Origin of the sequence: Methylibium sp., assembly GCF_013817345.1 — a bacterium.
Lineage (GTDB): Bacteria > Pseudomonadota > Gammaproteobacteria > Burkholderiales > Burkholderiaceae_C > Methylibium.
On the sequence record NZ_JACDCW010000008.1, the window covers coordinates 41,875 to 61,142 of the forward strand.

19 protein-coding genes are annotated in these 19,268 nt (G+C 68.0%); 10 read left to right on the forward strand and 9 right to left on the reverse strand.

Features of this window, described 5'->3' with window-relative positions; all coding sequences use genetic code 11:
- Window positions 1-97: 97 nt before the first annotated feature.
- The 6 genes from pqqA (at window position 98) to lspA (ending at window position 5,568) form a co-directional block, all read left to right on the forward strand.
- On the forward strand, window positions 98-172 hold the full coding sequence (gene pqqA / locus H0W40_RS19980) for a pyrroloquinoline quinone precursor peptide PqqA (RefSeq protein WP_367153720.1): 75 nt from the start codon (window positions 98-100) through the stop codon (window positions 170-172).
- 153 nt (window positions 173-325) lie between these two features.
- The gene (locus H0W40_RS02795; protein ID WP_292442974.1) at window positions 326-1,348 is read left to right on the forward strand and encodes a bifunctional riboflavin kinase/FAD synthetase; all 1,023 of its coding nucleotides are present in this window, start codon (window positions 326-328) and stop codon (window positions 1,346-1,348) included.
- Between the two features lie 118 nt (window positions 1,349-1,466).
- Window positions 1,467-4,559, forward strand: a complete 3,093-nt coding sequence (ileS, locus tag H0W40_RS02800; protein WP_292442975.1) for an isoleucine--tRNA ligase — start codon at window positions 1,467-1,469, stop codon at window positions 4,557-4,559.
- A gap of 59 nt (window positions 4,560-4,618) precedes the next feature.
- Complete coding sequence (locus H0W40_RS02805; RefSeq protein WP_292442978.1) at window positions 4,619-4,852, forward strand: DUF433 domain-containing protein; 234 nt, start codon at window positions 4,619-4,621, stop codon at window positions 4,850-4,852.
- Window positions 4,849-5,025, forward strand: a complete 177-nt coding sequence (locus tag H0W40_RS02810; protein WP_292442980.1) for a DUF5615 family PIN-like protein — start codon at window positions 4,849-4,851, stop codon at window positions 5,023-5,025. Before H0W40_RS02805 ends, H0W40_RS02810 begins: the two co-directional genes overlap by 4 nt.
- Before the next feature lie 27 nt (window positions 5,026-5,052).
- The gene (lspA, locus tag H0W40_RS02815; RefSeq protein WP_292442982.1) at window positions 5,053-5,568 is read left to right on the forward strand and encodes a signal peptidase II; all 516 of its coding nucleotides are present in this window, start codon (window positions 5,053-5,055) and stop codon (window positions 5,566-5,568) included.
- Here the strand turns inward: lspA and H0W40_RS02820 are convergent.
- Window positions 5,558-6,553 carry a quinone oxidoreductase gene (locus tag H0W40_RS02820; RefSeq protein ID WP_292442983.1) on the reverse strand — a complete coding sequence of 332 codons (996 nt, stop codon included), beginning with the start codon at window positions 6,551-6,553 and terminating at the stop codon, window positions 5,558-5,560. The genes lspA and H0W40_RS02820 overlap by 11 nt on opposite strands.
- 69 nt (window positions 6,554-6,622) lie before the next feature.
- Between H0W40_RS02820 and H0W40_RS02825 the strand changes: the two genes are divergently transcribed.
- The gene (locus H0W40_RS02825) at window positions 6,623-6,934 is read left to right on the forward strand and encodes a DUF2007 domain-containing protein (RefSeq protein WP_292442985.1); all 312 of its coding nucleotides are present in this window, start codon (window positions 6,623-6,625) and stop codon (window positions 6,932-6,934) included.
- A gap of 7 nt (window positions 6,935-6,941) precedes the next feature.
- Window positions 6,942-7,898, forward strand: a complete 957-nt coding sequence (locus H0W40_RS02830) for a DMT family transporter (protein WP_292442986.1) — start codon at window positions 6,942-6,944, stop codon at window positions 7,896-7,898.
- A gap of 40 nt (window positions 7,899-7,938) precedes the next feature.
- Here the strand turns inward: H0W40_RS02830 and H0W40_RS02835 are convergent, their stop codons facing one another.
- From H0W40_RS02835 to H0W40_RS02870, 8 genes are all read right to left on the reverse strand, one after another.
- A complete protein-coding gene (locus H0W40_RS02835) occupies window positions 7,939-8,340 on the reverse strand; it encodes a hypothetical protein (RefSeq protein WP_292442988.1) in 402 nt (133 codons plus the stop codon).
- 276 nt (window positions 8,341-8,616) lie between these two features.
- Window positions 8,617-9,345, reverse strand: a complete 729-nt coding sequence (locus H0W40_RS02840; RefSeq protein WP_292443008.1) for an SDR family oxidoreductase — start codon at window positions 9,343-9,345, stop codon at window positions 8,617-8,619.
- Window positions 9,237-9,977: a PIN domain-containing protein gene (locus H0W40_RS02845; protein ID WP_292442989.1), complete on the reverse strand. Its 741-nt coding sequence runs from the start codon at window positions 9,975-9,977 to the stop codon at window positions 9,237-9,239. The genes H0W40_RS02840 and H0W40_RS02845 overlap by 109 nt, the downstream gene beginning before the upstream one ends.
- A 344-nt stretch (window positions 9,978-10,321) precedes the next feature.
- A complete protein-coding gene (locus H0W40_RS02850) occupies window positions 10,322-11,830 on the reverse strand; it encodes a tripartite tricarboxylate transporter permease (RefSeq protein ID WP_292442992.1) in 1,509 nt (502 codons plus the stop codon).
- A gap of 11 nt (window positions 11,831-11,841) precedes the next feature.
- Window positions 11,842-12,303: a tripartite tricarboxylate transporter TctB family protein gene (locus tag H0W40_RS02855; protein WP_292442994.1), complete on the reverse strand. Its 462-nt coding sequence runs from the start codon at window positions 12,301-12,303 to the stop codon at window positions 11,842-11,844.
- A 183-nt stretch (window positions 12,304-12,486) separates the two neighbouring features.
- On the reverse strand, window positions 12,487-14,358 hold the full coding sequence (locus H0W40_RS02860) for a GspE/PulE family protein (protein ID WP_292442996.1): 1,872 nt from the start codon (window positions 14,356-14,358) through the stop codon (window positions 12,487-12,489).
- Window positions 14,355-15,146, reverse strand: coding sequence for a spermidine synthase (locus H0W40_RS02865; protein WP_292442998.1), 792 nt, complete (start codon window positions 15,144-15,146; stop codon window positions 14,355-14,357). Before H0W40_RS02865 ends, H0W40_RS02860 begins: the two co-directional genes overlap by 4 nt.
- Window positions 15,147-15,237: 91 nt before the next feature.
- Window positions 15,238-16,110 (reverse strand): TatD family hydrolase, encoded by an 873-nt coding sequence (locus tag H0W40_RS02870; protein WP_292442999.1) that lies wholly within the window; start codon window positions 16,108-16,110, stop codon window positions 15,238-15,240.
- A gap of 296 nt (window positions 16,111-16,406) precedes the next feature.
- Here H0W40_RS02870 and H0W40_RS02875 point away from each other — a divergent pair, with 296 nt between their 5' ends.
- Entirely contained in the window at window positions 16,407-17,345 is a 939-nt protein-coding gene (locus H0W40_RS02875; RefSeq protein ID WP_292443001.1) for a TraB/GumN family protein, read from the forward strand.
- Window positions 17,346-17,676: 331 nt separating this feature from the next.
- Window positions 17,677-19,119, forward strand: a complete 1,443-nt coding sequence (locus H0W40_RS19985; RefSeq protein WP_367153718.1) for an SDR family NAD(P)-dependent oxidoreductase — start codon at window positions 17,677-17,679, stop codon at window positions 19,117-19,119.
- The last annotated feature ends 149 nt before the right edge of the window (window positions 19,120-19,268 follow it).

Sequence of the window (19,268 nt, forward strand, 5' to 3'; positions counted from 1 at the left end):
GCTCCCGGCACCATGATTGCAAGCGAAGACGATCTAATCTTGTTCAACGCTTCGCCGTGCCGCCTGGCACGGCGCCACCTTCAAAAGGAGTCTCACCATGAACTGGACCAAACCGCAAGCGACCGACCTGCGTTACGGCTTCGAGATCACGATGTACATCTCGGCTCGCTAAAAGCCAGGTTCACTGGCCGGCCGCGTGCCGCGCCGGTGCGAAGAAGCCCGCCTCGCGCGGGTTTTTTTGCGCCTTTCGGCCTGCCCCTACGGCACCCGTCGCCCCGACCGAGCGAATGGCGCAACGCCTCATCGAGCTCGCGATAATCGGTCGATGCAAGTCTTTCGCGGTCTGCACCATGCATCGCTCGGCGGCGGCGCCGCCGTGACGGTGGGCAACCTCGACGGCGTGCACCGCGGCCACCAGGCCATGCTCGCGCTGCTCAACAACGAAGCGGCGCACCGCGGACTCGTCAGCACCGTGCTGACTTTCGAGCCGCATCCGCGCGATTTTTTCGCCGCTCGCGCGGGCTCGCCCGAAAACGCACCCGCGCGCATCGCGACCTTGCGCGACAAGCTCGGCGAACTGGCGCGCTGCGGCATCCAGCGCGTGGTCGTGCTGCGCTTCGACGAGCGCTTTGCCAGCCAAAGCCCGCAGGCCTTCATCGACGACGTGCTGCTGCGCGGGCTGAACGCGCGCTACGTGCTGGTCGGCGACGACTTTCGTTTCGGCTCGCGGCGCACCGGCGACTACGCCCTGCTCGATGCCGCAGGCGAGGCTGCCGGTTTCGATGTGGCCCGCATGTTGAGCTACGAGGTGCACGGCCTGCGCGTGAGCAGCTCCGCCGTGCGCGAGGCACTGGCCGCCGGCGACATGGCGCTGGCCGCGAGCCTGCTGGGGCGCCCCTACAGCATCAGCGGCCATGTCGTACATGGCGCCAAGCTGGGCCGCGAACTTGGCGCGGCCCGCCCGGGCGCCGGCGACGGCTTTCGCACCCTGAACCTGCGCTTTCCTCACCCGCGGCCCGCAGCCAGCGGCATCTTCGTCGTGCAGGTGCATGGTCTGGGGCCGCAGCCCCTCGACGGCGTGGCCAGTCTGGGCGTGCGGCCGACGCTCGGCAAAGCCGGTCGCGTGCTGCTCGAGACGCACTGTTTCGACTGGCCGCAAGACCTCGGCGCCGAGGGGGCCTACGGTAGACTCGTGCGCGTGGAACTGCTGCACAAATTGCACGAAGAACGGCGCTACGACTCGCTGGCCGAGCTGGCCGCCGGCATCGCACGCGACGCGCTCGATGCGCGCAGTTTCCTGGCCGGCCACGCGGCCGAACGCCGCCAGACCACGCGCGACCGAATTTGACGCGCCCGGCGCGGGCGCTTCCCGCGCGCCGCACCCGCCCGCCCGGCGGAAAGCGCATCGATCGCCCTTAACTTTGCGTGGCCGCCCGCTGAATGCGGGAGAAATTTCGAGACCGCCCATGTCCTCCTCCGAACCTGCCGACTACCGCGCCACGCTGAACCTGCCCGACACGCCTTTCCCCATGCGCGGTGACCTGCCCAAGCGCGAACCCGGCTGGGTGAAGCAGTGGGAAGAGCAAGGGATCTACCAGCGGCTGCGCGACGCGCGGGTCGGAGCGCCGAGGTTCGTGCTGCACGACGGCCCGCCCTATGCCAACGGTGCGCTGCACATCGGCCACGCGGTCAACAAGGTGCTCAAGGACATGGTCGTCAAGTCGCGCCAGCTAGCCGGCTTCGATGCGCTCTACGTGCCCGGCTGGGATTGCCACGGCCTGCCCATCGAGAACCAGATCGAGAAGACCTACGGCCGCAAGCTCACCCGCGACGAGGTGCAGGCCAGGAGCCGCGCCTACGCCACCGAGCAGATCGCGCAGCAGATGGCCGATTTCAAGCGCCTGGGCGTGCTGGGCGACTGGGATCATCCGTACCGCACGATGGATTTCGGCAACGAGGCGGGCGAGATTCGTGCACTGAAAAGGCTGATCGAGCGCGGCTTCGTGTACCGCGGCTTGAAGCCGGTGTACTGGTGCTTCGATTGCGGGTCGTCGCTGGCCGAGTTCGAGATCGAGTACGCCGACAAGGCTTCGCCGACGGTGGACGTGGCCTTCCTGGCCGCCGAGCCGCAGCAAGTGCTGGAGGCCTTCGGCCTGCCCTCACCCCAGCCCTCTTCCGCGAACGCGGGAGAGCGAGCAAATACTCCCTCTCCCCCGGCAACGGGGGAGAGGGTTGGGGTGAGGGGGTTGCCGCAAGACAAACCGGTCTTCGCGGTGATCTGGACCACCACCCCCTGGACCCTTCCCGCCAACCAGGCACTCAATCTCAACCCGGATCTCGACTACGCGCTAGTCGATACCGAGCGCGGCCTTCTTCTGCTCGCCAGCGCCCTCGTCGAGAAGTGCCTCGAGCGCTTTGGTCTGATCGGCAAGGTCGTCGCCACGACCCAAGGCAAGGCACTCGACGGCCTACGCTTCCATCACCCGCTTGCCGACGTGCATGAGGGCTACCGCCGCCTCGCTCCCATCTACCTCGCCGACTACGCCACCGCCGAAGACGGCACCGGCATCGTCCACTCCGCGCCGGCCTACGGCGTGGAAGACTTCAACTCCTGCATCGCCCACGGCGTGGCGCGAGACGACATCCTCAACCCGGTGCAGGGCAACGGCGTGTTCGAGGCAGCGCTGCCGCTCTTCGGTGGCCAGTTCATCTGGAAAGCCAACCCGCTCATCGTCGAGGCACTGCAAAACGCCGGCCGACTGCTTGCCACGAGCAAGCTCGAGCACAGCTACCCGCACTGCTGGCGCCACAAGACGCCGGTGATCTATCGCGCGGCCGCGCAGTGGTTCGTGCGCATGGACGAGGGCGAAGGCGTTTTCACGTTGGACAAGGCGCCCGGCACGCTGCGGCAAACCGCGCTGGCCGCGATCGACGGCGACCCGGCCCACGGACGAGCCGCCACGGCCTTCTACCCCGAAAGCGGCCGCGCCCGCCTGCGCGACATGATCGCGAACCGACCCGACTGGTGCATCAGCCGCCAGCGCAACTGGGGCGTGCCCCTGCCCTTTTTCCTGCACAAGGTGACGGGCGAGCTGCACCCCAACACGCTGGCGCTGATGGACCGCGCCGCCGCAATGGTCGAAGCAGGCGGCGTCGAAGCGTGGGCGCGGCTCGATGCGGCCGAGTGGCTCGGCGCGCAGGGTGAACACTCCGCGGAGCAGTACGCCAAGAGCAGCGACATCCTCGACGTGTGGTTCGACTCCGGCTCGACCTTCTTCCATGTGCTGCGCGGCTCGCACGACGGACGAGACGTGCAGGGCCGGCCTCTCGGCCGGCACGCAGCCGGCCCCGAAGCCGACCTCTACCTCGAAGGCCACGATCAGCACCGCGGTTGGTTCCATTCGTCGCTCCTGCTGGGCTGCGCGCTCGAAGGCCGCGCGCCCTACCGCGGCCTGCTCACCCACGGCTTCGCCACCGATGGCAAGGGCCGCAAGATGAGCAAGTCGCTCGGCAACGTGGTTGCCCCCCAGCAGGTGAGCGACAAGCTCGGCGCCGAGATCGTGCGGCTGTGGGTGGCCAGCACCGACTATTCGGGCGACCTCAACATCGACGACAAGATCCTCGCGCGCGTGGTCGACGCCTACCGCCGCATCCGCAACACGCTGCGTTTCCTGCTCGCCAACACGAGCGACTTCGATCCGTCGAAGGACGCAGTGGCGGACAGCGAGCTGCTGGAGATCGACCGCTACGCGCTGGCGCGCGCGGCGCAATTGCAAACCGAAATCCTGGGCACGTTCGACGCGGCAAGCGGGGTCTTCACGGGCGGCCACTACGGCGTCTACGAGTTCCACCCGGTGGTCGCCAAGCTGCAGGTCTATTGCAGCGAGGACCTCGGCGCTTTCTACCTCGACGTACTCAAGGACCGGCTCTACACCACCGCGCCGAAATCGCTGGCCCGGCGCAGTGCGCAGACGGCGCTGTGGCGCATCACGAACGCGATGCTGCGCTGGATGGCGCCGTTCCTGAGCTTCACGGCCGAGGAGGCGTGGCCGATGCTCGCCGGCGGCGGCTCATCGTCGATCTTCGTCGAAACCTACGCCAGGCTTGCCGCACCGGACGAAGCGCTTCTTGCCAAGTGGGGACGCATCCGGCAGATCCGGTCCTACGTGTTGAAAGACATCGAGGCCTTGCGCGAAGGCGGCAAGGTGGGCTCGTCCCTGCAAGCGGCGGTGAAGCTATTTGCTCCTGGAAAACAACTCCATGCCATCGATGTCAAGCCGTCCGGAACGAGCGCCGCTTTCACCTGGGAGGGCAATGACTTCGAAATCTTGCGATCGCTCGGCGACGATCTCAAGTTCGTCTTCATCGTTTCGAAAGCCGAACTCGAAGAAGACATGAACGGCGGCGGGCGGATCGCAGTTACGGCATTGAGCGCGCCCAAGTGCGAACGTTGCTGGCACTACCGCGAGGATGTGGGCATTGATGCCGCGCACCCCGCGGTTTGCGGGCGCTGCGTCAGCAATCTGGACGGTCCCGGCGAAACCCGTGTGGCCGCTTGAACCGTGCCGCAGGATTCATCGGCGCCACAATGGCCGCGTTGCACACTGCGAGCGACGACATGGCCGCCCACCAAGACCGCATCACCCTCGAGCCCGGCAAGCGCGGCGGCAAGCCTTGCGTGCGCGGATTGCGCATCACCGTGCAGGACGTGCTCGACTGGCTGGCCGCTGGCATGAGCGAAGCCGACATCCTGTCCGACTATCCGGAGCTGGTGCTGGAAGACATCCGCGCAGTGCTCGCCTACGCGGCCGACCGTGAGCGCCACGCCGCCTGGGTGCGCGTGGCGGCGTGAAACTGCTCCTGGACGAGAACCTGTCGCGCCGCATCGTGCCGGCGCTGCAGGCGGCGTATCCCGGCACGAGCCAGGTGGTGCTCGAAGGGCTGCAGCAAGCCAGCGATGCGACGGTATGGCAGCACGCCAATCCGGACGTGGCTCTCATCAAACTCGTTGCTCAGACGAGCTGACCCTCTAAGAACCGTCTCCCCGACCGCATGCCCGCCTCACCGACCGATCACCGCAAGCTCGCCACGTGGCTGCTCATCGCCCTGGCCATCATCGCCCTCGATCAGCTCACCAAGCTGCTCATCCTCCAGCACTTCCAGCTCGGCGACGCCCGCCCGCTTACCGGCTTCTTCAGCATCGTGCGCGTGCACAACACCGGCGCCGCGTTCAGCTTCCTGGCCGGCGCCTCGGGCTGGCAGCGATGGTTCTTCGTCGGGCTCGGGCTGGCGGCCGCCGTGTTCATCGTCTGGATGCTGCGCACGCAGGCGCCCCAGAAGCTGCTCGGGTGGTCGCTCGCGCTGATCCTCGGCGGCGCTTTAGGTAACGTGATCGACCGGCTGCTGCACGGCTACGTAGTGGACTTTCTCGACTTTCATTGGGGCGGCTGGCATTTCCCCGCCTTCAACGTGGCCGACGCCGCCATCAGCGTCGGCGCAGCGCTGCTCATCCTGGACGAAGTTCGCCGCATGCGGCGCGAGCGCCGCAGCGCCGTCGTCAAGGGATGAGCACGCTGCAGCCCGTGGTTTCGCGGGCCTCGAGATCGCGGTGCGCCTGCGCCGCATCGGCGAGCGCGTAGCGCCGCTCGAGCGGAATCTTCACCGCGCCGCTCAGCACGACCTCGAACAGTTCTTCGGCCATGGCCTGCGTGCTTTCGCGCGTGGCAATGTGAGAAAAGACGGTCGGGCGGGTCAGGTGAAGTGAGCCCTTCGCGCCGAGCACGCCGAGGTCGAAGGGCGGCACCTTGCCGGAAGCGTTGCCGTAGCTGGCCATCAGGCCGAAGGGCGCCAGGCAGTCGAGCGAGCGCTCGAAGGTGTCCTTGCCGACCGAGTCGTACACGGCCTTCACGCCGCGCCCGCCGGTGATGGTCTTCACCCGCGCCACGAAGTCCTCGCGGCGGTAATTGATGGTGTGGGCCGCGCCGTACTCGGCCGCCAGCGCGCACTTCTCGTCGCTGCCTGCGGTGCCGATGAGCTGCAGGCCCAACGCGCGCGCCCACTGGCAGGCGATCAGGCCGACGCCGCCGGCCGCGGCATGGAACAGCACGAAGTCCCCCGGCTGCAGCCCGCCCTGCGGCAGCGTCTTCTTGAGCAGGTACTGCGCGGTCAGGCCTTTGAGCATCATGGCCGCGCCGGTCTCGAAGGAGATAGCCTCGGGCAGCTTGACCACGCACTTGGCCGGCATCAGCCGCGCCTCGCTGTACGCGCCCGGCGGCTGGCTGGCGTAAGCGGCGCGATCGCCGGCTCGCAAGTGAGTGACGCCCTCGCCCACCGCCTCGACGATGCCGGCGCCTTCCATGCCCAGGGTCAGCGGCATCGGCAAGGCGTAGACGCCGCTGCGCTGGTAGACGTCGATGTAGTTCAGGCCGCAGGCGTGGTGGCGGATACGCAGCTCGCCGGGACCGGGCTCGCCGAGGGTGAGTTCGACGAGCTGCAGGGTGTCGGCGTCGCCGGCTTGGGCGATCTGGATGGCTTTGACGGTCTGGTGGGGCATGGCGGTCTTTCTGCAAAAGGCGGGGAGGGAAATCTCCGGTATCGTGCCAGCGATCGTCCCGCCTTGCCGATGCGCCGTCTTCAACACGCTCCCAACCTCGCCCTCGCCACGCTGTGGGCCGACCTGCTTTGCCACGCCGGCTTGTCGGTGACGGTGCAGCGCCAGTTTTCGAGCGGCATCGCCGGCGAGATACCGCCCGATCAAGCCTTGCCCGAGTTGTGGGTGCAGCACGACGAGCAGCATGCACGTGCACTGGCACTGCTGCAGGAGCTGACGAACGCGCCCACGCAGCTGTGGGACTGCCCGGCCTGCGGCGAGCACATCGACGGCCCGTTCGAGCAATGCTGGAATTGCGGCGCAGCGATGCCCTCGGCGCTGTAGAGCGCGCATGTCGGCCCTGACCGCGCGCACTGCGTGGTTGCTCACCTTGCCGCCGCTGATGTGGGCCGGCAACGCGGTGGTCGGCCGGCTGATGGTGGACAGCGTGCCGCCGCTCACGCTCAACGCGATGCGCTGGTCTCTGGCGTTGCTGCTGTTGCTGCCGCTCGGCTGGCGGGTGTTCAAGGCGCCGGGCGAACTCGCCGCGCGCTGGCGTCACCTGCTGCTGCTCGGCACGCTGGGCGTGGGTACCTACAACGCGATGCAGTACCTTGCACTGGTCAGCTCCACGCCGATCAACGTGACGCTCATCGCCGCCAGCATGCCGGTGTGGATGCTTGCCATCGGCGCCTTGCGCTACGGCGTGCGGCCTCGGCGCCGAGAGCTGCTCGGTGCGGTGTTGTCACTTGCCGGCGTGGCGCTGGTGATCGCGCGTGGCGACTGGGCCACCCTGGCACGCGTGCAGTTCGTCGCGGGCGATGCGTACATCCTTCTGGCCATCATCGCCTGGGCGTTCTATAGCTGGATGCTGGCGCGACCGCCGCGGTGCATGCGGGGCGACGCCCGACCGACGATCGCCACCGGCACGGTCGGCGCCCGGCGCGGCTGGGACTGGTCAGAGATGCTGTTGGTGCAGGTGGTGTTCGGCCTGGTCTTTGCCGGCGGCAGCGCCGGGCTCGAGCAACTGGCCGGCGCGGAGCCGATCCGCTGGAGCGGCTGGGTGGTCGCGGCGCTCGTTTTCGTGGCGATCGGCCCGTCGCTGATCGCCTACCGTGCCTGGGGGCTGGGGGTGGCGCAGGCCGGGCCGGCGGTGGCGGCCTTCTTCGGCAACCTGACTCCCGTCTTCGCCGCGCTGCTCTCGGCGGCATTGCTGGGCGACGCGCCTCGGGGCTACCACGCAGTCGCCTTCTTGCTGATCCTGGCGGGGATCGTGGTGTCCTCGGCCCGAGGCCGCGACCGCGCCTGATTCCAAGCGCGGTCGCGGGGCGGTTGCAAGCCGGGACGGTTTACTGCGCGGTCTTGGCCTGCGGTCCGACCGCCTCCAGCGCAACTTCCATTTCGGCGGGCTGGATCAGGTTGTCGTTGTTAGTGTCGATGGCGTTCCAGTCACGCGTCGCTGCGTCGCCGGCTGCGGCTTGCCCCGCGTTCCCGGACCCCGCCTCATAGCTGGTCGAGGTGTTCGGGGTGCTGGTGTTGCCGTCTCGATCGTTGTCGTGCGGGCGCTGCGCGTTGTCGTCCATGCTGCTCAGCGAAGGATTGCCTGGCTGCAGATCGTCGCGGCTCGGCACTACCTGGGTCTTGTCCGCGTTGTGCGCGGGCTTGGCGGCTGTTTCGGCGGCCAGAGCCGTTCCGCCCAAACCGGCGGCGGCGAAAAGGGCGATAGTCAACTTGCTTGCGATGCGGTTCATGAGAGCCTCCTCAAATCGGGGTCAGACAAGGGATCGCCGAGCGCGGCGCCACCAGCGCCCATCGAGATCACTGTCTTGCTGCGTTGCACGGCGACCGTGCGATGAAGTGGGATCGAGCATTCGCCGCTGGTTCATGTTGAACGACACGCATAGGCCATGGGCGTTCGTTGGCGCATAAAGCGCAGGGCGGCAGCGTCGATGTCCAGCGTCCACCAGCAGGTACCCACCGGGGTGCCGTTAAACCCTTCGGGAAAGCTCTCGCAGCGTTGACAGACCCTAGAAGGTCCCCGGATAAGCGCCGCCGTCCATGAGCAGGTTCTGCCCGGTGATGTAGCCGGCCTGCGTGCTGCACAAAAAAGCACAGGCCGCGCCGAACTCGGCCGCGGTGCCGAAGCGGCGGGCCGGGTTCTGCGCCGCGCGCTCGGCCATCAGCTCGGCCAAGGGGCGCCCGCTCGCTTTGGCAGCGCCGGCCATCGTCGCGGCCAGGCGGTCGGTATCGAAGGGGCCGGGCAGCAAGTTGTTGATGGTCACGTTGCGCGACACGGTCTTGCGCGCCAGGCCTGCGACGAAACCGGTGAGTCCCGAACGCGCACCATTGGACAAACCCAGGATGTCGATCGGCGCCTTCACGGCGGCCGAGGTGATGTTGACGATGCGACCGAAGCCGCGCGCCATCATGGGATCGACCGTCGCCTTGATGAGCTCGATGGGCGTGAGCATGTTGGCGTCCAGGGCCTTGATCCAGGCCGCACGGTCCCAGTCGCGGAAATCGCCGGGCGGCGGCCCCCCGGCGTTGTTCACCAAAATATCGACCTGCGGGCAGGCCGCCAGTGCCGCCGCACGCCCTTCGGGCGTGGTGATGTCGCCCGCCACGGCGCGCACCTCGATGGCGCCGTTCAGGGCACGCAGCTCGGCCGCCGTCGCCTCCAGCGCCTCACTGCCCCGCGCCATGATGACCAGGTTGACGCCCTCACCGGCCAGCGCCTGCGCGCAGCCTTTGCCCAGGCCCTTGCTGCCCGCGCAGACCAGTGCCCATTTGCCTTCGATTCCGAAATCCATGTTTTTCCTCGATGCTGTCCCCAGGCCAGCGGCAGCCCGTATTCGACCTTGCTGCCGACAACTCGTGCATAGCCTTCGAGCTCGAGCCGCTTGACCAGCAATGCCACGTTCTCGACTGGCAGTCCTCGGCGAAACACGCTGCCGATCGTCGCCTCGAGCGCCTTGAGCGTACGCGGCTTTCCCCCGAGCCTCTCCAAGTGCCCGGCCACCAACTGCATCTTTTCCTCCTGGCTCGCCGGCAGCGGCTTTAGCAGCGGGATGTCGGCGATCCGCTCATAGCGCCCGATGTTGATCTTGCCGGCTCTGAGGTGTGGGAACAGCAGCTCGATGTCCTCGTCGCGCGAAATGACGTGAACATAGGCGTCCGGCTCCGACGCGCTCAAGCGCCCTATGACATAAGCGATATGGAAGTCGAGCGCATTCTTGCCTTGAACTTCGAGGTCGATGTACTCCGCGCGATCGCCGAAGGCCTGCAGCGACTTCACGAGGTCGCGCGGCAACCTGCTCTGGTGAGCAGCCAGGAAAACTTTGATCTTGAAGGACCCCTGCCGCAGCAAATCGAAATCGGGCGGCTGCACGTTCGGGCGACGATGGCCTTGCCCGAAAAGGCGATGGCGCCGGTCATCGCGAGGGCGAAACCCGCCCAGGGCAGGCGATCGGGTGGGGTCATCGAGAAAGGTTCACGGCGCCAACGTCGGCGCTGCCGCCACAGGGGACGCGCGGACTTGCAAGGCGGCAACGTCGAGAGCGGTCTTCTCGCGGTCCCGGCGCGAACAGCGGATCAATGCGGGCCGGCACCGCCGTGAGCACAGCCGAGTTCATGAGCCACGGCGTGCAAACGGTGATCGCGCGTCCACAACCTGGCTCCGTCCGTGAGCACGCCGCCCGTGAGCAGATGGCGCCGAACGAGCGACGCAGCCCGTCAATCTTCTTCGTGGAAAGCGACTTCGCGCTTCTTGCGGATGGCGGGCAGCATCACGATGACGATCATCAGCATCGCTGCGACCAGCAGGCCCGCGGACAGCGGACGCGTGACGAAGGTGCTCCATTCGCCGCGCGAGAGCAGCAATGCGCGTCGCAGGTTCTCCTCCATCATCGGCCCGAGGATGAAGCCCAGCAAAAGCGGCGCACCCTCGCATTGGAACTTGTAGAACGTGTACCCGACCAGGCCGAAGCCCGCCGCGACGAACACATCGAAGTTGTTGTTGTTGAGGGTGTACAGGCCGATGCTGCAGAAGGTGAGGATGGCCGGGAACAGGAAGCGGTAGGGCACCGTCAGCAGCTTGATCCAGATGCCGATCATCGGCAGGTTGAGGATCACCAGCATCAGGTTGCCGATCCACATGCTGGCGATCAGGCCCCAGAACAGATCCGGGTTGCTGGTCATCACCTGCGGGCCGGGCTGGATGCCCTTGATGGTCATCGCACCCACCATCAGCGCCATCACGGTGTTGGGCGGGATGCCGAGCGTGAGCATCGGAATGAAGCTGGTCTGCGCGCCGGCGTTGTTCGCACTCTCCGGCCCGGCGACGCCGCGGATGTCACCCTTGCCGAACTGGCTCGCATCCTTGGCAACCTTCTTCTCCAGGGTGTAGGCGGCAAAGGCGGAAAGAATCGATCCGCCGCCTGGCAGCACACCCAGGCAGGAGCCCAGGGCCGTGCCGCGCACCACCGCCGGCCACGCCTTCTGGAAGTCGTCTTTCGTCGGCCACAGACCCTTCACGTCCTTCGTGAACACTTCGCGGTGCTCGGCCGGTTTGCCCAGGTTGGCGATGATCTCGGACAGGCCGAAGATACCCATCGCGATGCCGATGAAGCTGATGCCGTCGGTGAGCTCGGGAATGCCGAACGAAAAACGCGGCGTGCCGGAGATGACGTCGGTGTTGACCTGGCCGAGCAACAGACCGAGCACGATCATGCCCAGCGCCTTGATCAGCGAGCCCGAAGCGAGCACCACGGCGCCGATCAGGCCCACCACCATCAACGAAAAGTACTCTGCCGGCCCGAACTTGAAGGCCAGCTCCGTGAGCGGCGGCGCGAAGGCCGCGATGACCATGGTGGCCACCGAGCCGGCGAAGAACGAGCCCAGGCCCGCGGCGGCAAGCGCCGGGCCGGCACGGCCCTGGCGCGCCATCGCGTAGCCGTCGATCGCGGTGACCACCGAGCTCGACTCGCCCGGCACGTTGATAAGGATGGCCGTGGTAGAGCCGCCGTACTGCGAGCCGTAGTAGATGCCGGCCAGCATGATCAGGGCGGGCGTGGCGTCGAGCGCGTAGATCGACGGCAGCAGCATGGCCATCGTGGCGGTCGGGCCCAGGCCGGGCAGCACACCGACGAGCGTGCCGATGACGGTGCCGAAGAAGCCGTACAGAAGATTTTCGAGCGAGAGCGCGGTCTCGAAGCCGAGGGCGAGGTTGTCGAACAGTTCCATGCTTGTCGTCCTCAGCCCATGAAAGCGGGCCACAGCGGGATGGTCAGCCCGAGGCCCTTTATGAATACCGCCCAGGACAGCACGGTGAGAGCGATGGACATGATGATCGCGCTGAGCCAGTGGAACTCTTCACCGGCCAGTGCCGACAGGATGATGAGAATCGGCAGCGACACCACCATGCCGAGCGGCGGAAGGGCCAGGCCGAACGCGATCACCGCGCCCAGCACGATGAGCAAGGGCTTGAACGCGATCGCGCCAATCGGATCGCCGTCCTCGCTCTCGATCGTCAGCGACGTGAACAGCACCACCACGCCGAGCGAGGCCAGGATGATGCCGAGGCCGAAGGGAAAGAAGGCCGGTCCGGGACGTGCCGAGCTGCCGAAGGTGTAGTTCAGAGCGCCGATGGCGAAGCTCACGCCAACGATGATGAACATGATGGCCGATCCGAAATCGCGCTGACTCTTGATCTTCAAGCGTTGTCTCCCCGTTGTCGTCACCCACGCCGAGGCGCGGTGCTCGCATTCTAGGAATGAGGCGCTGCGCACCTCAGTGGGTAACTACGTAGCTCGGCCTAGACCGTACTCTCGCGTCAGCACTTGCAAAGCAAGGCACCCGCGGTGCATAAGCCGGCTCGCATGGTGCGCTTGCGGCGTCACTCACTCCCATCGGGGGGTGGCGCGCAGTACTTCTTCGATCGTCGTCGAACCCTGCGCGACCTTCATGGCGCCGGCCAGGCGCAGCGGCTGCAGCCCTTGCTGCACCGCCTGCTTGCGCAGCGCCGCGCCGTCGTAATTGGGATGAATGGTCGGCTGCAGCGCATCGCTCACCGCAAGCAGTTCGTACAGGCCGCTGCGCCCGCGAAAACCCGTGTGGCGGCATTCGAGGCAACCGACCGGCTTGCAGGGCCGGTACTCGCCCGAGAGCCGCCACGGCTTGATGGCTTCGGCCAATGTTTCGCGGGAGCCGCTGTCGTCAGGCGCCTTGCAGGCCGGGCACAGTGTGCGCACCAGCCGCTGCGCCAGCACGCCGATGACGGTGGCACCGATCAGGTAGGGCGCGACGCCCAGGTCGATGAGCCGGGTGACGGCCGAGGCCGCGTCGTTGGTATGCAGCGTGCTGAACACGAGGTGGCCGGTGAGCGCGGCCTGGATCGCCATCTCGGCGGTGGCGAGGTCGCGGATCTCGCCGACCATGATGATGTCCGGGTCCTGCCGCATCAGTGCGCGCAGGCCTTCGGCGAAGCCGAAGTCCAGCGCGGTCTGCACCTGCGTCTGGTTGAAGGCCGGCTCGATCATCTCGATCGGGTCTTCGACGGTGCACACGTTGACTTCGTCGGTGGCCAGGCGCTTGAGCGTCGAATACAGCGTGGTCGTCTTGCCGGAGCCGGTCGGGCCTGTGACGAGGATGATGCCGTGCGAACGCGTGACGAGTTGCTCCCAGAGCTTGGCGTCCTGCGTGCCGAAACCCAGGCCGTCGAGTTGCTTGACGGCGTTGTCCGGGTCGAAGATGCGCATCACCATCTTCTCGCCGAAAGCGGTGGGCAAAGTGGAAAGGCGCATCTCCACATCCCGTGTGGCGGCGCTGCTGTCGGCGCCGGGGCGGCGCGTCTTGATGCGGCCGTCCTGCGGGCGGCGCTTTTCCACCACGTCCATGCGGCCGAGCAGCTTGACCCGGCTGGTCATCGCCGTCATCACCGACAGCGGCACCTGATACACCGTGTGCAGCACGCCGTCGATGCGAAAGCGGATCGCGCCCATCTCGCGGCGCGGCTCGAGGTGGATGTCCGAGGCGCGCTGATCGAAGGCGTACTGCCACAGCCAGTCGACCACCTGCACCACGCCCTGGTCGTTGGCGTCGAGCTGCTTGTTCGACTTGCCCAGCTCCACCAGCTGCTCGAAGCTCGCCGGGCCCGCACCGTCGCCGCCCTTTTGCGCCGCTCGCACCGAGCGCGACAAGGTATAGAACTCGGTCGTGTAGCGCTGGATCTCCAGCGGACTGGCCAGCGCGAGCTTGATGGTCTTGCGCGTGTGCGCCTCGATCTCGGCCAGCCAGGCGATGTCGAACGGCTCGCAGGTGGCGACGAGCGCTTCGGTCGCACCCACCTGCACCGGCAGGGCGCAACGCCGCTCGGCGTAAGTGGCCGACATCACGTCGGCGACGCGCGCCACGTCGACCTTGAGCGGATCGATGCGCAGGTAGGGCAGCTTGCAGCGCAGCGCCAGCCACTCCGTCAGCGCCTCCACGTCGAGCGGCGCGCCGGTGCCTGCATGCACGAGGCCGGCCGCACCGAGGCGCACGAGCGGATGCTGCGCGCTGTCGCCGGCGCCGAAACGCTGCGCGATCCGCTGCGCGTCAGGCAGCAGGATCACGCCGTCGGCCACGAGCCAGGCGACGAGTTGGCGCCAGTGCAGCGGCCCGCTCGGTGCGGCAGCGGACAGCGGCGCAAGCGGCTGCGGCGCGCTGCGCGGGCCCGCATGAGACGGCGCCGCGGCGGCGACCTGGGGGGCGAAGGGAGGACGGGTCTTCATGCGGCGGTGGCCAGGCGGTCCGGCAGATTCTGCAAGAGCTTGAGCCACTTGCGCGCCGGCAGCCCGTATTGCGCCTCGATCGCCTCGGCCCGCGCGGCCAGCTCGGCGCGCGCCGGCAGCACCGCGCCCTTCCAGGCGAGCACGATGGTGTTGCCTTCCTTCGTTGGCTTGAGCATCGCCATGCGCTCGGCGCCGAATGCGGCGGCGATGCGCTCGGCGCTGCGCCCGAAACTCACGTCGCGGCCGAACAGGTTGACGCTCATCACACCGCCCTCGGCGAGCAGCGCATGGCAGCCGCAGTAGAAGACCTCGTCGTCGAGCACGGGCGCAGCCGCCTCGTGATCGTACAGATCGACGCACAGCGCATCGGCCGTCGCGTGGTGGCGCGCATCGGCCACGAAGTCGGCCGCGTCGGCCTGCACGACCGCGAGCCGCGCATCGTCGTCGGGCAGGCGGAACCACAAGCGGCAGGCGCTGATGACGGTCGCATTGAGCTCCACCGCGGTGCAGCGCCAGCGCAGCTTCCTGTGGCAGAACTTGGTGAGCGCCGCCGCACCGAGGCCGAGCTGCACCGCATGGCCAGCCGGCGCGCCGGTCGGCAGCAGCAGGAGCCAAGCCATCATGCGCTGCACGTACTCGAGTTCGAGTTGCTGGGGCTTGGCCAGGCGCATGGCGCCTTGCACCCAGGGTGTGCCCAGATGAAGGAAGCGCACGCCGTCGAACTCCGACACCGTGGCCGGCGCCAGGCTCGGCTTGCGTGACCGCTTCGGTGCGGCGGTGCCAGTCACGTCGCCGCACCCCTCACCCAGCCTCTCCCCAAAGGGGAGAGGAGCCATACCACCCACGTGCGCCCCAACGCTTGCACTGGCCGGTGAAGCGTCATGGTGTTGGCCCGGGCGCGCCCTGCAAGGGAGGGCCAGGCCCGTCCTCCAAAGCCGCCAGCCGCGGCAAGGCGGTCCTTGCGTTCGCCTGCGTCGCCGTAGCCAGCGCCTCTGGCGTGATCCCCCGAAGCGCCGCGAGTTCGCCGGCAATACGCGGCAGCTCGCCGGGCTCGTTGCGCCCCATTGCCTCGCCCGCGGCGCGACGGGCGGCGTTGGTGTAGAGCCAGTGCGGTGGAATGTCCGGCGAGTCGGTTTCCATCACGATCGCCTCCAGCGGCACGCCGGCCGCCAGCCGGCGCAACTGCAGCGCCGTGTCGAAGGTCATCGCGCCGCCGAAGCCGAGCTTGAAGCCCAGGCCGATGAAGGCATCGGCCTGCTGCCGGCTGCCGTTGAACGCATGGGCGATGCCGCGCGGCGCACCGGACTTCATGCGCCGCAGGTGCTTGAGCAGGATGTCGGCCGAGCGGCGCACGTGCAGTAGCACCGGCAGATCGAACTCGCGCGCCATCTCGAGCTGGCGCGCGTAGAAGTGCTCCTGCTTCGAACGGTCGAGCCCGGCAACGAAATGGTCGAGGCCGATCTCGCCGACCGCCACCAGCCGCGGGTCGCCGTGCTGCGCAGCCAGTGCCTCGCGCAGCGCCTGCAGTGCGGTGTCGTCGAGCGGCCCGATACACAGCGGATGAATGCCCAGCGCGTAGACCAGCCCATGCTCGTGGGCCAACCCGCGCACCGTATCGAAGTCGAAGGGCGCGATCGCCGGCAGCACGATCTGCGAGACGTCCGACGCGCGCGCCCGTGCCACCACCGCGGCGCGGTCGGCGTTGAATTCGGCCGCGTCGAGATGGCAGTGGGTGTCGGTCCACGTCGGCATCGGTGCTTCAGCCCGGACGGCAATGCAGGTGCACGAAGGCCGTCATGCGTCGAAGGCGTGCGCCGCGCTTGGCGGGCGCAACAAGCCGCGCACAACAAGCGGATGCGGCGGCAGTCCTTGGGCCTGTTTTCATCGGCAACTCTGTCGGGTCTCGTTGTTCAGCATCGGAGGATGCCAGATGAGAACACGTTCCTTCTTCGCTCTTGCGAGCGCTGCTGCCGGGCGCGGAACAGGAGTTTGGCGATGAAAGACAGAACCGTGGCCGCCGAGGAGGACCGACGCGGCACACTGCACGCGTGAGCCGTCCGCCTTCTGCCCTTGCCCCAGCCACCGGGGCATGCAGCCGCCGCACGCTGCTGCGCTGGCTGCCAGGCCTGTTGCCGTTCGCACACGCGCCCTCCCTCGCCTTCGCCGCCGCCGCCTTCGATCAAGGCCTGCTGTGGCGCATCGAGCGGCCCGGCATCGCTGCGAGCCACTTGTTCGGCACCGTGCACCTGGACGATGCCCGTGTGCTCGAGTTGCCCCCGGCCGTGCATGCGGCGCTCGATGAGGCGCGCGTGTTCTTGCCCGAGCTGCGCGCCGACGCCGAGAGCGGCCGCCGGTTCGAAGCCGCGACGCAGCTCCCGCCGGGCCAGTCGCTGCGGGCGCTGAGCGGCGAGGCGGCCTACCCGCTCATCGCCGCCGTATTGGCCAAGCGCTACGGCATTGCACCTGCCGCCACCGACCGGCTCAAACCCTGGGCCGCCTACCTCGCGCTCGAGCAGCCGACACGCCGCCAGGGCGAGATCCTCGACGGCAAGCTGCAGCGCCTGGCCGTGCAGCGCGGCCTGCCCGTCGTGCCGCTGGAAAGCCTGGACGAGCAGATCGCCTCGCTCGAAGCGGTGCCGCTGCGCAGCCAGCTAGTGCTGCTCGAAGCCAGCGCCCGTCGGCACGACGAGCAGCTCGCTGCGATCGACCAGTTGCTCGATCTCTATCTAGCTGAGGATCTGGCGGGCCTGTGGCAGCTGCAACGCAGCGTGCTCGTCGGCCAGACGCTCGCGCTGCGGGCCGCGCACGACGACCTGATCGAGCACCTGCTGCTGCGCCGCAATGCGCGCATGGTCGAGCGGCTGCTGGCGCCTCTGCGGCAAGGCGGCGCCTTCGCGGCGATAGGGGCGCTGCACCTGCACGGTGAGCAGGGCCTGCCGGCCCGGCTGGCGCGGCTGGGCTGGAGCGTCGAGCGACGCCCGGCCTGAACGGGCTCGACGCGTCGAGACACTCCAACCCGCCGCGACGCGAGAGCACGCTGCGCTCACGCTATCCCTAGGAAGGCGGCATCACCCTCGTCATCGCGCTGACTGCTTACGCGCTTACGCGCGGCGCGAGGACCGCATCGGGGCGCTGCGCGCGGGCTTTCAGATGCACCTGGCCAAGCCGGTGGAGCCGGCGGACCGATGGCCTCGGTGCTTAGCTGGCCCGGCCGCGCCGCGCCGCTTCGAGCGCCAGGCAGCGCGCGCCCTCGCACCCGTGCAGGCGCGTGATTTGCCCGTTTCAGGGCCGAACGACTCCTCGCCCCCGAGACTTCCCATGAACACCACTCCCTCGACCCGCCCCCTCGCCGTCGTCACCGGCGCGTCCACCGGCATCGGCTTCGAGCTGGCCAAGTGCTGCGCCGAAAACGGCTTCGATCTGCTCATCGCCGCCGACGAGCCGCAGATCGATGACGCCGCGGGCCGATTGCGCGCGAGCGGTACGGCCGTGGAGGCAGTGCAGGCCGACCTGGCCACGTCCGAAGGCGTCGGCAAGCTCTATGCCGCGATCCGCAACCGGCCGGTCGAGGCGCTGCTCGCCAATGCGGGGCGCGGGCTCGGCAAGGGCTTTCTCGAACAGGATTTCGACGCCGTCAAGCGCGTGATCGACACCAACATCACGGGCACGATCGAGCTGCTGCACAAGGTGGCGCGGGACATGCGCTCGCGGGGCCGGGGGCGAATCCTCATCACCGGCTCGATCGCCGGCTTCATGCCGGGCAGCTACCAGGCCGCCTACAACGGCAGCAAGGCCTTCCTCGATTCCTTTTCCTTCGCGCTGCGCAACGAGCTCGAAGACAGCGGCGTGACCGTCACCTGCCTGATGCCGGGCGCCACCGACACCGATTTCTTCGAGCGTGCCGACATGCTCGACACCAAGGTCGGCACCATGAAGAAGGACGACCCGGCCATGGTGGCGAAGCTCGGCTTCGAGGCCATGATGAAAGGCAGTGGCGACGTGGTCACCGGCCTGAAGAACAAATTGCAGGTGGCAATGGCTCATGTGACGCCCGCGCCGGTGCTCGCGAAGATGCACCGCAAGCAGGCCGCACCGGGCACCGCGCACAAGCCACCGAAGCTCACGGGCACCAATGCGGATGTGGCGGCCGGCGCGATCGGCGGCCTGGCCGGCGGCACTGCCGTGTCGACCCTGCTCCTGCTGACCGAAGCGGCCGGCGTGGACAACGCCTCCGACATGGTGAGGATGCAGCGCCGCGGCGCTGCCCGGCTCGGCATGGCGCACCGGCCGGTGGGCGCGGCCGGCACGCTGGCCGAAGAAGCCATCGGCCATACCGGACACATGGCGCTCTCCGTGGCGCTCGGTGCTGCCTACGGCGCCAGTTTCAAGAAGAGCTCACTGCCCCCGGCGGTTTCCGGCGCGGCTTTCGGAATCGCCTTCTTCCCCATCGCCTACGGCGTGGTTGGCCCGCTGCTCGGGCTGACCCGCAACCCGGCGCACGAGCGGTCGATGACGATGGTGCGCCGCGCCGTCGTGCATGGCGTGTTCGGCATCGTTACCGCACTGGTCGCCGATCGCGCCGCTCGGCGCTTGCATGCCAAAGCCCGCGACAAGGCTGCCGTTCGCCAAGCGCCGTCGGAGCACAACGCGCATGGCCTCGACAGCCAAGGGCCCTCTGCAAACGTGACGACCGCCGAACCCGTGGCCGCATGGCCCGGAGCCAACTCCGTTCCGACGAGCGTGCCGGCGCTGCTGCGCTGAAGTAGAACGACTGTTTGTTCTTGGCCCGTTGCGGACGTTCGGCTGACGGCCATGCGGGTGTTCGGCTGGAGCAAAGCCGTGGGCGGGTGCCCGTCGGCGCTTCAGTGCGGCGGTCGACCCTGCGGGCCGACTGCGCTGCGCTGCTCGGG

Bases quoted from the DNA above. Each gene is read 5' to 3' on its own strand.
- H0W40_RS02860 (WP_292442996.1), bottom strand. From the start codon at position 14,358: ATGAAGACCCGTCCTCCCTTCGCCCCCCAGGTCGCCGCCGCGGCGCCG.
- H0W40_RS02830 (WP_292442986.1), top strand. From the start codon at position 6,942: ATGTCGGCCCTGACCGCGCGCACTGCGTGGTTGCTCACCTTGCCGCCG.
- H0W40_RS02870 (WP_292442999.1), bottom strand. From the start codon at position 16,110: ATGCCGACGTGGACCGACACCCACTGCCATCTCGACGCGGCCGAATTC.
- H0W40_RS02835 (WP_292442988.1), bottom strand. From the start codon at position 8,340: ATGAACCGCATCGCAAGCAAGTTGACTATCGCCCTTTTCGCCGCCGCC.
- H0W40_RS02850 (WP_292442992.1), bottom strand. From the start codon at position 11,830: ATGGAACTGTTCGACAACCTCGCCCTCGGCTTCGAGACCGCGCTCTCG.
- H0W40_RS02805 (WP_292442978.1), top strand. From the start codon at position 4,619: ATGGCCGCCCACCAAGACCGCATCACCCTCGAGCCCGGCAAGCGCGGC.
- H0W40_RS02795 (WP_292442974.1), top strand. From the start codon at position 326: ATGCAAGTCTTTCGCGGTCTGCACCATGCATCGCTCGGCGGCGGCGCC.
- lspA (WP_292442982.1), top strand. From the start codon at position 5,053: ATGCCCGCCTCACCGACCGATCACCGCAAGCTCGCCACGTGGCTGCTC.
- H0W40_RS02820 (WP_292442983.1), bottom strand. From the start codon at position 6,553: ATGCCCCACCAGACCGTCAAAGCCATCCAGATCGCCCAAGCCGGCGAC.
- H0W40_RS19985 (WP_367153718.1), top strand. From the start codon at position 17,677: ATGAACACCACTCCCTCGACCCGCCCCCTCGCCGTCGTCACCGGCGCG.
- H0W40_RS02825 (WP_292442985.1), top strand. From the start codon at position 6,623: ATGCGCCGTCTTCAACACGCTCCCAACCTCGCCCTCGCCACGCTGTGG.
- ileS (WP_292442975.1), top strand. From the start codon at position 1,467: ATGTCCTCCTCCGAACCTGCCGACTACCGCGCCACGCTGAACCTGCCC.